This window comes from Brevundimonas sp. (genome assembly GCF_032017145.1).
Lineage (GTDB): Bacteria > Pseudomonadota > Alphaproteobacteria > Caulobacterales > Caulobacteraceae > Brevundimonas.
Genome location: NZ_DALZQC010000099.1, coordinates 1 through 11,769, shown reverse-complemented (window position 1 = coordinate 11,769; position 11,769 = coordinate 1). Strand labels below are relative to the sequence as shown.

The window sequence follows — 11,769 nt, the reverse complement described above, 5'->3', positions numbered from 1 at the left end:
CGGAGACGCCGCCGCCCATGATCGCGCCGACGTCGCCAGCCCCCTTGCGGCCGACGCCCAAACCGTCGCGCCCGGCGCCGGTCTCGCCAATCGACAAGCCGCGCGTCTCGCCGACCCGCCCCAAGCCGGCGCCGGAAGCCCTGGAGCCGCGCCGCAAGCAGCGGCTGTCGCGTGAACGCGATCCCATCGAGGCGCGAATCGACCTGCACGGCTTCGGCCGGTTCGAGGCCGAGGACCAGCTGAGGGGCTTTCTGACCTCGTGTCAGGCGCGCGGGATGCGGGCGGTTTTGGTCATCACCGGCCAGGGGCGGATGGGCGGCGGGGTGATTCGCTCGGCCTTCGCCGAATGGATGCACTCGCCCGCCCTACGCGGCGTCGTGTCCGGCTTCACCACGGCCCACCAGAGGCACGGCGGAAACGGCGCCTTCTACGTCACACTGAAGCGCCGCGTCTGAGCCATGTAAAAAGGCCGGACCCGCGCTGGCGGACCCGGCCCTTCGAAGCGGTCTGTCGTCGGCTTACTTGGCGGAGAGCGCGCCGGCCAGGATCACGTCGATCTGCTTGCCCATATGGTCCGACAGGGCCTGGGCGTCCCATTCGTCATAGGCGGCGCGGCGATAGTTGGACAGATAGGCGTCCCAGATCAGTTCGACCAACAGGCGGATGTCGGCGTCCTTGCTCAGTTCGTTCTTGGCCACGGCGTCCTGCAGAATGCCGCCGATGGCCAACAGCAGGTTCTTGGTCGCGGCGCGGGCGCGCATCTCGGCGGCCAGGGGCTGGAACCACGAGCGGGCGACGATGGCCTGGAACAGCGGCAGGTGTTCCAGCGACGACTGATAGCCGGCGCTCAGGGCGCTGAGCAGGCGCTGGCGAACGGGCTCGCCGGCGGGGGCGGCGGCCTCGACCACCTCGGCTAAGCGCGTCATGTCCTCGGTCAGGACGGCTTCGAACAGTTCGGCCTTGTCCTGGAAGTTGGCGAAGACGGCGCCGGTGGACATGCCCGCGCCCTTGGCGATGTCGCGGATGGTGGCGGGCTCGTAGCCCCGTTCTGCGAACAGCGAGCGGGCGGCGTCCAGAACCTTTTGCCGTGTGCGGATCTTGGCGGCCTGGCGGCGGTTCAAGCGAGGTTCGACGGCGAGGGTTGCGACGGTATCAGTCATGAATTCAGGCTTTTACTCTACTTTAAGTCTCGGACGCCGCAGGCGGGCCCGAAGGCGACTTGAGGTGAAGATCGCGGCCCGGTGCCGGGACGGACAGGCGCTTTCCGCCCTATCGGCGCAGGAATAGCAATGGTGCGCTTGCATCACGGAACCATGACGAAAATGGGTCCGCCAGACGACGCTAGGTATCAACCCCTAGCCGGCGTTGGGTTCGGGGCGGACGGGCCGCGCCGTGCGGCGCAGGGCGCGGCTGGGGCGATTGCGGCGCTCGACCGGCGTCGCGGCCTGGAACGCCTTTCGGAACTGGTCGCGCCGGTCGTGGATCGAGGCCAGGACCAGACCCATCGGCACGCCCAGGTCGACCAGGGTGTTCTCGGCCAGCTGCAGGCTGGCCTCGGTCGTCTCCGGCACGGCGTCCGTGACGCCCAGCGCATACAGGCGCATGGCGTGCTGGTCGTCGCGGGCGCGGGCGATCAGGATCAGGTCGTCGCGCATCGCCCGCGCCGCCTGGACCACCTCGTCCACCTTGGCCGGGGCGTCCATGGTCACGATCAGGGCGCGGGTCGACTGGACGCCGCAGTGCTGCAGCATCTCGCGCCGGCCGGCGTCGCCATAGAAGACCTCGAACCCGTCGCGACGGCCTGCGGCGACGGCGGCGGCGTCGGTGTCCAGGGCGATGAAGGGCTGGTCGTGTTCCTTCAGCATCTCGCCGATCAGACGGCCCACCCGGCCGAATCCGACGATGATGACCGCGCCGTCCGCCGCCGCCGGGGCGGGAATGTCGGGCAGGGCCGTGGCGTCCGGTCCGGTCCGTTTGGTCAGCTTCTGACCGATCATGGCCAACAGCGGAATGGAGAAGATGCTGACGGTCGCCGACAGGGCGACGGTGTTGGTCAGGCCGGCCGGGGCCAGGCCCTCGACCATGCCGGTGGCGAAGACGACGAAGGCGAACTCGCCCGCCGGGGCCAGGACCAGAGCGGTCTCCAGCGCCGGCCGCGCGCCCAGCCCCCACAGCCGCGCCAAGGCGAAGATCACGCCGGTCTTGACCGCCGTCAGGGCCAGGGCCAGGCCGAAGACGCCTAAAGGATCGGCGGCGATGGCGTCCAGGTCCAGCCCCAGGCCGACGCCGACGAAAAAGACGCCCAGCAACAGCCCCTTGAACGGTTCGATCGACACCTCGACCTCGCGCCGGAACTCGGTCTCGGCCAGAAGGACGCCGGCGACCAGGGCGCCGATGCTCATGGACAGGCCGCTGGCCTGGGCCGCCAGACCGGCGCCGACGACGACCAGAAGGCTGGCGGCGACGAACAGCTCTCCGCCTTGGTCCGCCTTGCGCGCCTTGGCCACCGACCGGAACATGGGCCGCAGCACCACCCGTCCCAGCAGGACCAGAAGACCCAGCCCCACCGCCGCCGGGATCAGGGTGAACAGGGACCGGCCCAGGATGGCGGCGTCCAGCGCCCCGCCCTGCTGAGCCACGGCCGCCAGGACGGTGACGGTGATCAGAATGGGGGCCACCGACAGATCCTGGGCCAGCAGGATGGCGAAGGTCGAGCGGCCGACCACCCCCTTCAGCCGTCCCCGCTCCGCCAGAACAGGCATGACCACGGCGGTCGAGGACAGGGCCAGGCCCATGCCCAGAACCACGGCGCTGGCCAGGGTCTGGCCCATCAGCATGAAGCCGCCGGCCAGGACCGCCGTGCACGCGGCCACCTGCATCAGCCCCAGGCCGAAGACCAGCCGGCGCATGGCCCGCAGCCGCTCCCACGACAGCTCCAGACCGATCATGAACAGCAGGAAGGCCACGCCCAATTCCGACAGCTGCGCCAGCTGTCCCGGATCGCTGATGGTGAAATAGGACAGGAAGGGCAGGGCGTGGGCGAACCGGGCCAGGCCGTCCGGCCCCAGAACCACCCCCGCCGCCAGGAAACCCAGCACCGGGCTGATCTTCAGCCGGTTGACCAGGGGCACGATGACCCCGGCGGCGGCCAAGAAGACCACCAGATCCTTGTAATCCCCGCCGTGTCCGTGCATCGCCCCTCCGTCGTCGGCGCATCTGACCCCGAACCGACGACCGTGGCGAGACGTCGCAGCGCTTTCATGAATTTTTTTTAAGGCGACAGACCCCCAACCGGGTCTAGGGTCCGCGCCGAACCGCCCATTTCCGGGGCGGAGCCTAGGATCCAGTGATGAAACGACTGCTTATCGGCGCCGCCGTCGGCGCCCTTCTGCTGCCCGCCAGCGCCGCCTTCGCCCAAGACGCCGATCACGACCACGCCTGCATCGACGAAACCTGCTCCATCGTCTCCCTGTTCTCGGGCGAGGAGACCGCCGCCGGCTGGCAGGGCACTCAGGCGCCCCGTTACGGGACCTGGGGCTTCGACATGGCGGGCCGCGACACCTCGGTGAAGCCGGGCGACGACTTCTTCCAGTTCGCCAACGGCAAGGCGCTGGAGAAGCTGATCATCCCGTCGGACCGCACCAGCTACGGCTCCTTCGCCCTGCTGCGCGAACTGTCCGACAACCGCATGAAGGAGCTTGTGACGGGGCTCGCCGCGCGCCGCGATCTGGCCGCCGGTTCCGACGAGGCCAAGATCGCCGATGCCTATCGCTCCTACATCGACGAGGCGCGTATCGAGCAACTGGACGCCCAGCCGCTGCAACCCTATCTGACCGCGATCCGCGCCGCCGACAGCCATGAGAAGATGGCCGTCTACATGGGCCAGACGGTCGGCCGCTTCGGCTCGTCCTTCTTCGGCACCGGCATCACCATCGATGCGAAACAGCCGACCCGCTACGTCGTCTCGACGGGCCAATCGGGCCTGGGCCTGCCCAACCGCGACTACTATCTGGACGCCCGCTATGCGGACAAGAAGGAGAAGTATCAGGCCTATGTCGGCCGGATGCTGACGATGATCGGCTGGGAGAACCCGACCGAGACCGCCGCCCATATCGTCGCCCTGGAACAGAAGATCGCCGAGGCCCACTGGAGCCCGGTCGAGAACCGCAATCGCGACAAGACCTATAACGAGTTCACCATCGCCCAACTGGCGCAACAGGCGCCGGGCTTCGAATGGCAGGACTATTACGACGCCGCCAAGCTGGGCGGCGTGCCGCGCCTGATCGTGCGTCAGGACACGGCCATGCCCAAGATCGCGGCCATCTACGCCGAGACGCCGGTGGCCCTGCTGCAGGCTTGGGAAGCCTTCCACACCGTCGACGACATGGCGCCGCTGATGTCCAAGCGGTTCTCGGACGCCCAGTGGGAGTTCCGTTCGCGCGACCTGTCGGGCCAGCCCGAACAGCGCACCCGCGAGAAGCGCGCCATCTCCTTCGCCGAGGGTTCGCTGGGCGAGGCGACGGGCCGTCTTTACGTCGCCCAGTATTTCCCGGCCGAATCCAAGGCCAAGATGGAAGAGCTGGTCGCAAACCTGCGCACCGCCCTGTCGCACCGCATCGAAAACCTGACCTGGATGGGCGCCGAGACCAAGGCGGCGGCGCAGGAGAAGCTGCGCAAATTCACCGTCAAGATCGGCTATCCCGACAAGTGGCGCGACTATTCCGGCCTGGACATCCGCGCCGACGATCTGGTGGGCAACGCCGAGCGTCGCGGCCTGTTCGAATGGAACTACGACCTGTCGCGCCTGAACGAGCCGGTCGACAAGTCCGAGTGGGGCATGACCCCGCAGACGGTCAACGCCTACTACAACTCGGCCAATAACGAGATCGTCTTCCCGGCCGCCATCCTGCAGCCGCCCTTCTTCGATCCGAACGGCGATGCGGCGGTCAACTATGGCGGCATCGGCGGGGTGATCGGCCACGAGATCGGCCACGGCTTCGACGACCAGGGCTCCAAGTCCGACGGCGACGGCGTGCTGCGCAACTGGTGGACCGCCGAGGACAAGGCCCGGTTCGAGGCCCTGACCGCGCGCCTGGGCGAGCAGTACGGGACCTATGAGCCGATCGCCGGCTATCATATCAACCCCGGCCTGACGATGGGCGAGAACATCGGCGACGCCTCGGGCGTGGCCGTTGGGCTGGAGGCCTATCACCTGTCGCTGAACGGCCAGCCGGCGCCGGTGATCGACGGCACGACCGGCGACCAGCGCTTCTTCTACGGCTGGGCTCAGGTCTGGCAGTCGAAATATCGCGACGAGGCGCTGAAGCAGCAGGTCGCCACCGACCCGCACTCGGCCGCCCAGTTCCGCGTCATCGGCCCGCTGCGGAATGTCGATGCCTGGTATGACGCCTTCGATGTCCAGCCCGGCACGAAATACTATCTGACGCCGGACCAGCGCGTTCGCATCTGGTAAGGCGACGGGTCTTCGATAGACTGGAAAGGCCGGGGTCCGCCCCGGCCTTTTTCATGGTTGACGCGCGGCCCCAATGCGCGGCGTGCGCGGCCGGAAAAGCCAAGGCGAACATGGGTTTCAGGCATAGAAAAGCCCGCTGCGGGGGATACATCGCAGCGGGCTATCTTGCTCTTTAAAGAGCGGACGTTTCCTCCCCGAAACGCCTTCGAGTGCTGCGCGCTTGAGCAACGCTTGCCCTCGAGTGAGTTCATTTGACGCAAGGGCCGGTCGGTCGTCAACGGCCTGCTTGGGCAGAGTCGAACTTTCTTCGACTTATCGCTGATAACTCGTTTCAATGCCCGTTTTTTATCGAAGCTTATTCGATAATGCCTTTGATGGCGGCCACCAGGCCGTCGCGGGCGATCTTCATCTGGCCGGGACGCTCGGCCTTCCAGGCGTCGTTGTCGGCGATGGCGGCGGCGGCGGCGCGTCCAGCGTCCAGATCCTTGATGGTCACTTCGCCCGCCGCGATCTCGTCGCCGCCCAGGATGACGACGGCGGGGGCGCCGCGTCGGTCGGCGTATTTCATCTGGGCCTTCATGCCTGCGCGACCCAGATAAAGCTCGGCCGCAATGCCTGCGGCGCGCAGCTCGGCGACGGCGTTCAGGTAATGACCCATGTCGTCCTCGGAGAAGACGATGACCACGACCGGGCCGCGCACCGCATCCTCGGCCCCCCGTCCCGCCGCGCGCAGGGCGGAGGCCAGACGCGACACGCCGAAGGAGAAGCCGGTCGCCGGCACGCTCTGCCCGGTAAAGCGCGCAACCAGATCGTCGTAGCGCCCGCCGCCGCCGATGGAGCCGAAGCGGACCGGGCGGCCCTTGTCGTCCACCGTGTCCAGCAGCAGCTCGGCCTCGAACACGGCGCCGGTGTAATATTCCAGACCGCGCACGATGGTCGGGTCGAACTTCACCGCGTCCTGATCGACCCGCATGGCGTTCAGCGCCCGGTCGATGGCGGCCAGTTCATTCAGCGCCGCCTCGCCCGCCGCGCCCAGATCACCGGAACGGGCGACAGCGTCCAGGGTCTCGGCCCGCGACAGGCCGGGCGTATTTGCCGAGGCCAGGAAGGCCTCGATGGCCGCCGTCACCTTGACGGGCAGTTGCGCGCCCTTGGTGTAGTCGCCGGAGTCGTCCAGACGCCCCTCGCCCAGCAGCTGGACCACGCCGTCCCAGCCCAGACGGTCGAACTTGTCGATGGCGCGAAGGGCGCTCAGGCGCTGGCCCGCCTCGGTCACCCCGCCCGCGTCGAACAGGCCGTCGAACAGCTTGCGGTTCGAGACGCGGATCTGGGCCTGACCCGCATCCAGCCCGGCGCCGCGCAGACCTTCGCAGGCCATGGCGATGATCTCGGCGTCCGCCTCGGGACGGTCCGAGCCGACGGTGTCGGCGTCGCACTGCCAGAACTCGCGGAAGCGGCCGGGGCCGGGCTTCTCGTTGCGCCAGACCGGACCATAGGCGTAGCGGCGGAACGGCTTGGGCAGGGTCTCCCACGTCTGGGCCGCGAACCGGGCCAGGGGCGCGGTGTGGTCATAGCGCAGCGCCATCCAGTCGCCTGGCTCATCCGAACCGGCGTCGTCCTGCAGGGCGAAGACCCCTTCGTTCGGGCGGTCGGCGTCGGGCAGGAACTTGCCCAGGGCGTCGGCGTATTCGAAGGCCGGGGTCTCCAGCGGCTCGAAGCCCCAGCGCTCATAGACCTCGGACACGCGCGCCACGATGCGGCGTTCGGCGGTCAGGTCGCGCCCGCGCTTGTCGGCGAAACCGCGCGGATTGCGGGCGAGGGGACGGATGGGGGTGTCGTCAGTCATGGCGCGCGCTTAAGCCAAGGGGCGGGCGACCGCAAATTCCATGGTCGGGCCATCACCGCGCCGCTGCTCCCCGAATGTCTGAGGTCGCACACAGGCGCTTGTTTAGGCGAAGATAAATCGTATTGGGGCGGAACCTGGGCGAACCCGTTTCGTTGTTGAGCGCCATGACGCCACACGCCCTTCTCGTAGCCCGCACCTGCAACACGTCGGACCGACGCACGATCCGCTGGTGGGAATGCGAGCTGGTGGACACCGAGGGGTCTCGACGCATTTGCGACCAGGCCTTCTTCTCCATCGGCGAGGCGAAATCCTGGGCCTGCGCGCAAGGCTATCCGGTCAGCGAAGACGCCGCCTCATCGTCCGAAACCTGATGTCGCGTCCCGCCCCGACTGGCGTCCTGACCGCCGACGCCTTCGACACGCCCCGCATCCTGCTGGCCGGCGCGGTCGATTACGCCATGTACGACCGGTTCCGCGATCAGCTGGCGGAGGCCCCAAAGACCGGGCTGACGGTGATCGAACTATCGACCCTGGGCGGCGACCCCGAGGTGGCGCGCATGATGGGCGAGGACGTCCGGTTCCAGAGCGACCTCAACCCGTCGCGCCGCCTGGTCTTCCTGGGCAAGGCGGCCATCTATTCGGCCGGCGCGACCTTCATGAGCTTCTTCGCCGTCGAGAACCGCTATCTGACACGCGGCACGCGGGTGATGATCCATGAGCGCAAGATGAACAAGGAACTGCACATCACCGGGCCGCTGACGACCTGCATCGCGTCGGTCAAGGCGGTGCTGCACGAGTTGGAACACTCCATCGCCATCCAGAACGAAGGGTTCGAGAACCTGGTTCGCGGGTCGTCGGTGACGATGGACGAGGTGCTGAAGCGCGCGCCGGAAAACTGGTATGTCGAGGCGCAGGAAGCCAAGACGATGGGCCTGATCGCCGATGTGATCTGACCCGCAGGGTCAGGCGTCCAGCGTCTCGACCGTCAGATTGCCGTTGGTGTAGACGCAGATTTCGGCGGCGATTTTCATCGCCTTGCGGGCGATCTGCTCGGCGTCCAGCTCGGTTTCCTCGATCAGGGCCCGGGCCGCCGACAGGGCGTAGTTGCCGCCCGAACCCACGGCCGCGACGCCGTATTCCGGCTCCAGCACGTCGCCGACGCCGGTGACGGTGAAGATGGACGATTTGTCCGCCACCAGAAGCATCGCCTCCAGCCGACGCAGATAACGGTCGGTGCGCCAGTCCTTGGCCAGGTCGACGCAGGCGCGGGCCAACTGGTCGGGATACTGCTCCAGCTTGGCTTCCAGCCGTTCGATCAGGGTGAAGGCGTCGGCGGTGGCGCCGGCGAAGCCCGCCAGAACCTTGCCGCCCGCCAGGGTCCGCACCTTGCGCGCCGCGCCCTTGACGATGGTCGGGCCCATAGAGACCTGCCCATCACCCGCGATCACGGTGCGCCCATTCTTGCGCACCGCCAGGATGGTGGTGCCGTGCCAGTCGGGAAAGGAAGAGGCGGTCGCGTCGAAGGATCGGATCATGAGCGACAGATGGACAGGCGGAGCCGCCCGATCAAGTCCGGCCACGCTTTCATAACAATGTCATATTTCGACCGAAGTCGTCGATATAACGGCAACGTTCTTGCCCAAGCCTTGCATTAAACGGAATGCGCTTTGCTCTATCGCCTCGTCATCGCGAGAGAATTGGTCGGCGGGATTGCGCCTGACGGTCGTGCTGCGGCTGAACGTCTCGGCGAAGCCATGGCTGAGAACCGTCGCGACGAGATCAGCGGCGTGATGCTCATCCACGCCGGATGGCTGGTTCAGATGATCGAAGGCGCGCGCATCGACGTCGACCGCGCGCTGCGCCGGATGCAGGCGGACGGCCAGGGCGAGCTGCACATTCTGGGCGACCGCCCGGTCATCCACCGTCGGGTCGCCGAGCCGATGCGGATGTGCGCCTTGGCGCCCCACAAGGTCGAGATGGCGCTGGCCGGCCGGGCCCCGAACGCCGTGGACCCATCCGAGCTGGAACGCCTGTTGTGCGGCGAGGTCCGACAGGCCGCCTGATCGGCGCTGCATTCTGTTAACGCTCATGTCCTAGCAGTCGTGGCGGGGTTTTGGCCCACAGTTGCGTATGAGTTGGGTCATGGCCTTGTTTCGTATCGTCTATGTCAGCGAGGCCGCCGGATCGGCCGCATCGGGTCTGATGCCCCTGGTGGACATTATCGGCGTGTCCGACCGCAACAATCGCCGGGACCAGCTGACGGGCGTTCTGATGCGACATGAAGGGCGTTTCCTGCAGGTTCTGGAAGGCGCGCGGGTCGATCTGGATCGGACGCTGACGCGCGTGCGATCCGATGGGCGTCATACCAATCTGGCCGTCCTGTCCGACCGGCGCGTGGAAGCGCGGATGTTCCCCGATTGGGCCATGGCGCGCGTCGAGGCGACGCCGGACGTGGCGCGATTCCTGAGCGTGGAAATCGATCAAGATGATATGGACGCCGCCCTGCAGAGAATGCTGACCGCCCTTTCGCCGAGCCAGCCGAAGGCGGTCTGACCGGCGCCCCTCGCGATCCGTCGTCGGGATCGCTAGATGGGGGCGTGATCTTTTCCGAAGACGAAGTCGAACGCTATGCGCGCCACCTGGTGCTGTCCGAAGTGGGCGGGCCGGGGCAACAGGCGCTGAAACGCGCGCGCGTGCTGATCGTGGGCGTGGGCGGCGTGGGCGCGCCGGCGTCCCTGTATCTGGCGGCGGCGGGCGTGGGGACGCTGGGGCTGATCGACGACGATGTCGTGGGCCTGTCCAATCTTCAGCGCCAGATCGCCTTTTCTACGGCCGAGGTCGGGCAGGCGAAGGTGCAGGCGGCCTCTGATCGGCTGACGGGGCTGAATCCCCATGTCGTGATCGAAACCCACGCCGAACGCCTGACCCAGGACAACGCCGCCGAGCGGATCGGCGCCTATGATCTGGTGCTGGACGGGACCGACGATTTCCAGACCCGGCTGTGGGTCAATGCCGCCTGCGTCGCGACCGGGCGGCCCCTGGTGTCGGGCGCCCTGGGTCGCTGGAGCGGACAGGTCGGGGTGTTCGCGGGCCGACCCTGCTATCGCTGCCTGGTTCCCGAAATCCCGCCGGACGCCGAGACCTGCGCGCGCGTGGGCGTGATCGGCGCGCTGGCGGGCGTGATCGGGTCCCTGGCCGCGCTGGAGGCGATCAAGGTGCTGACCGGCGCGGGCGAGGCCCTGACCGGGCGGCTGCTGCTGTATGACGGTCTGGCGGGCGCGGCCCGCACGGTTCGGGTGGCGGCCGATCCGGCCTGTCCAGTGTGCGGCGGCTGACCGCTCAGGCGGCGGTGGCGAAGCGGATGTCGGCCAGATCGAGGTCGGCCAGATCCAGGTCGGGAAGGGGCGCGGCGAAGCCCAGGGCGGGGTTGCTCAACACCGTCACCAGTCGCTCTCCGCAATAGAGATACAGGGTTTCGAACCCGATCCAGTTGCGCGCCACGGCCTCCAGCGCCTGATTGGCGTTCTGGTCGTTCGAGGCGTCCAGAACGCAGATGTCCCTGACCGGCACGCCGGGCAGATTGACGATGCAATAGTAGGAATCCAACGCGACACTTCCTCAGTCAGGACGCCGGAAACGAAGTTCGTCTGCGGCGGTTCCGCTCCTGCCCGTGGTTTTCGACAGCCGTATAAGGGGCGCTCGACAGACTTGTGAAAAAGGAGGCCCGATGGCCCGACGACCCGCCGCGCCGAAACGCCTGAACGCCGCCAATCTGACCGGGCTGGGGGCGGATCGGCTGGGCGATCTGCTGATGCAGGCGGCCGATGCGGACCCGATCCTGAAGCGTCGCCTGCGTCTGATCCTGGCGGCGGAGGCCGGGGCCGACGCCCTGGGGCTGGAGTTGGACAAGCGGCTGGCGGCCGTGGCGGCCAGCCGGGCGCGGGTGTCGTGGCGCAAGCGGCCGGACCTTATCCGCGACCTGTCGGTGCTGAGCGAGGGGGTGGCGACCTTGAGCCGCCTGGCGCCCGCCGAAGGGGTGATCCGGCGCATGGCCTGGTTCGACCTGTTTCGCGGCCTGACGCAGCGGGTCAAGGATCCGCGCGGCGAGGTCGCGGACCTGTTCGAGACGGCGGCGCCCGCCCTGTGGCAGGCGGCCGATGCGGCGGTCCAGGCCGATCCCGCCTTCGCTGAAACCCTGGCCGAGGCCATTCAGGCCCATCCGCTGGATTACGCCCGCTGGATCGGCGCGGCGGGCGAGGCGCTGACGCCCGCCCTGGCGCGGCGCCTGCTAAAGCGACTGGACGTCACGTCGGGCGCGCGCGGGATGCGGACGGTGGTGCGGCGGTTGGCGGACCGGGCCGACGACCTGGACCTGTGGCTGTCGCTGGTCACGCCGGAGGAGCGCGGTTCGCCGGATTTCGCCGCCGTGATGGCGCGACGCCTGCTGATCG

General features: G+C 67.9%; 13 protein-coding genes. 8 read left to right on the top strand and 5 right to left on the bottom strand.

Features of this window, described 5'->3' with window-relative positions; all coding sequences use genetic code 11:
- Nucleotides 1-455, top strand: a 455-nt coding sequence (locus tag RTU05_RS14235) for a Smr/MutS family protein (RefSeq protein ID WP_312599013.1), incomplete at its 5' end; no start/stop codon positions are given.
- Nucleotides 456-518: 63 nt separating this feature from the next.
- Here RTU05_RS14235 and RTU05_RS14230 read toward each other — a convergent pair.
- Entirely contained in the window at nucleotides 519-1,160 is a 642-nt protein-coding gene (locus RTU05_RS14230; protein WP_312599012.1) for a TetR/AcrR family transcriptional regulator, read from the bottom strand.
- A 195-nt stretch (nucleotides 1,161-1,355) separates the two neighbouring features.
- Nucleotides 1,356-3,194 (bottom strand): cation:proton antiporter, encoded by a 1,839-nt coding sequence (locus RTU05_RS14225; RefSeq protein WP_312599011.1) that lies wholly within the window; start codon nucleotides 3,192-3,194, stop codon nucleotides 1,356-1,358.
- Nucleotides 3,195-3,349: 155 nt separating this feature from the next.
- On the opposite strand from RTU05_RS14225, the gene RTU05_RS14220 reads away from it, so the two are divergent.
- A complete protein-coding gene (locus RTU05_RS14220) occupies nucleotides 3,350-5,473 on the top strand; it encodes a M13-type metalloendopeptidase (RefSeq protein ID WP_312599010.1) in 2,124 nt (707 codons plus the stop codon).
- Between the two features lie 355 nt (nucleotides 5,474-5,828).
- Here the strand turns inward: RTU05_RS14220 and hisS are convergent, their stop codons facing one another.
- Entirely contained in the window at nucleotides 5,829-7,319 is a 1,491-nt protein-coding gene (gene hisS / locus RTU05_RS14215; RefSeq protein WP_312599009.1) for a histidine--tRNA ligase, read from the bottom strand.
- Nucleotides 7,320-7,483: 164 nt separating this feature from the next.
- On the opposite strand from hisS, the gene RTU05_RS14210 reads away from it, so the two are divergent.
- Both RTU05_RS14210 and RTU05_RS14205 read left to right on the top strand, forming a co-directional pair.
- Nucleotides 7,484-7,690, top strand: a complete 207-nt coding sequence (locus RTU05_RS14210) for a hypothetical protein (RefSeq protein WP_312599008.1) — start codon at nucleotides 7,484-7,486, stop codon at nucleotides 7,688-7,690.
- On the top strand, nucleotides 7,690-8,271 hold the full coding sequence (locus tag RTU05_RS14205; RefSeq protein ID WP_312599007.1) for an ATP-dependent Clp protease proteolytic subunit: 582 nt from the start codon (nucleotides 7,690-7,692) through the stop codon (nucleotides 8,269-8,271). Before RTU05_RS14210 ends, RTU05_RS14205 begins: the two co-directional genes overlap by 1 nt.
- A 9-nt stretch (nucleotides 8,272-8,280) precedes the next feature.
- Here RTU05_RS14205 and hslV read toward each other — a convergent pair whose 3' ends face one another.
- Entirely contained in the window at nucleotides 8,281-8,853 is a 573-nt protein-coding gene (hslV, locus tag RTU05_RS14200) for an ATP-dependent protease subunit HslV (RefSeq protein WP_312599006.1), read from the bottom strand.
- 219 nt (nucleotides 8,854-9,072) lie between these two features.
- Here hslV and RTU05_RS14195 point away from each other — a divergent pair, with 219 nt between their 5' ends.
- The 3 genes from RTU05_RS14195 (at nucleotide 9,073) to RTU05_RS14185 (ending at nucleotide 10,653) form a co-directional block, all read left to right on the top strand.
- The gene (locus RTU05_RS14195) at nucleotides 9,073-9,381 is read left to right on the top strand and encodes a BLUF domain-containing protein (RefSeq protein WP_312599005.1); all 309 of its coding nucleotides are present in this window, start codon (nucleotides 9,073-9,075) and stop codon (nucleotides 9,379-9,381) included.
- 79 nt (nucleotides 9,382-9,460) lie between these two features.
- Nucleotides 9,461-9,871 carry a BLUF domain-containing protein gene (locus RTU05_RS14190; protein WP_312599004.1) on the top strand — a complete coding sequence of 137 codons (411 nt, stop codon included), beginning with the start codon at nucleotides 9,461-9,463 and terminating at the stop codon, nucleotides 9,869-9,871.
- A 44-nt stretch (nucleotides 9,872-9,915) separates the two neighbouring features.
- On the top strand, nucleotides 9,916-10,653 hold the full coding sequence (locus RTU05_RS14185) for a molybdopterin-synthase adenylyltransferase MoeB (RefSeq protein ID WP_312599003.1): 738 nt from the start codon (nucleotides 9,916-9,918) through the stop codon (nucleotides 10,651-10,653).
- 4 nt (nucleotides 10,654-10,657) lie between these two features.
- On the opposite strand, the gene RTU05_RS14180 is transcribed toward RTU05_RS14185, so the two are convergent.
- Entirely contained in the window at nucleotides 10,658-10,924 is a 267-nt protein-coding gene (locus RTU05_RS14180; RefSeq protein ID WP_312599002.1) for a hypothetical protein, read from the bottom strand.
- A gap of 121 nt (nucleotides 10,925-11,045) precedes the next feature.
- Here RTU05_RS14180 and RTU05_RS14175 point away from each other — a divergent pair.
- Nucleotides 11,046-11,769: DUF6880 family protein (locus RTU05_RS14175; protein WP_409411633.1), on the top strand; the 724-nt coding region annotated here is incomplete at its 3' end.

Coding starts and splice junctions, on each gene's coding strand:
- RTU05_RS14230 (WP_312599012.1), bottom strand. CDS start 1,160: ATGACTGATACCGTCGCAACCCTCGCCGTCGAACCTCGCTTGAACCGC.
- RTU05_RS14225 (WP_312599011.1), bottom strand. CDS start 3,194: ATGCACGGACACGGCGGGGATTACAAGGATCTGGTGGTCTTCTTGGCC.
- RTU05_RS14220 (WP_312599010.1), top strand. CDS start 3,350: ATGAAACGACTGCTTATCGGCGCCGCCGTCGGCGCCCTTCTGCTGCCC.
- hisS (WP_312599009.1), bottom strand. CDS start 7,319: ATGACTGACGACACCCCCATCCGTCCCCTCGCCCGCAATCCGCGCGGT.
- RTU05_RS14210 (WP_312599008.1), top strand. CDS start 7,484: ATGACGCCACACGCCCTTCTCGTAGCCCGCACCTGCAACACGTCGGAC.
- RTU05_RS14205 (WP_312599007.1), top strand. CDS start 7,690: ATGTCGCGTCCCGCCCCGACTGGCGTCCTGACCGCCGACGCCTTCGAC.
- hslV (WP_312599006.1), bottom strand. CDS start 8,853: ATGATCCGATCCTTCGACGCGACCGCCTCTTCCTTTCCCGACTGGCAC.
- RTU05_RS14195 (WP_312599005.1), top strand. CDS start 9,073: ATGGCTGAGAACCGTCGCGACGAGATCAGCGGCGTGATGCTCATCCAC.
- RTU05_RS14190 (WP_312599004.1), top strand. CDS start 9,461: ATGGCCTTGTTTCGTATCGTCTATGTCAGCGAGGCCGCCGGATCGGCC.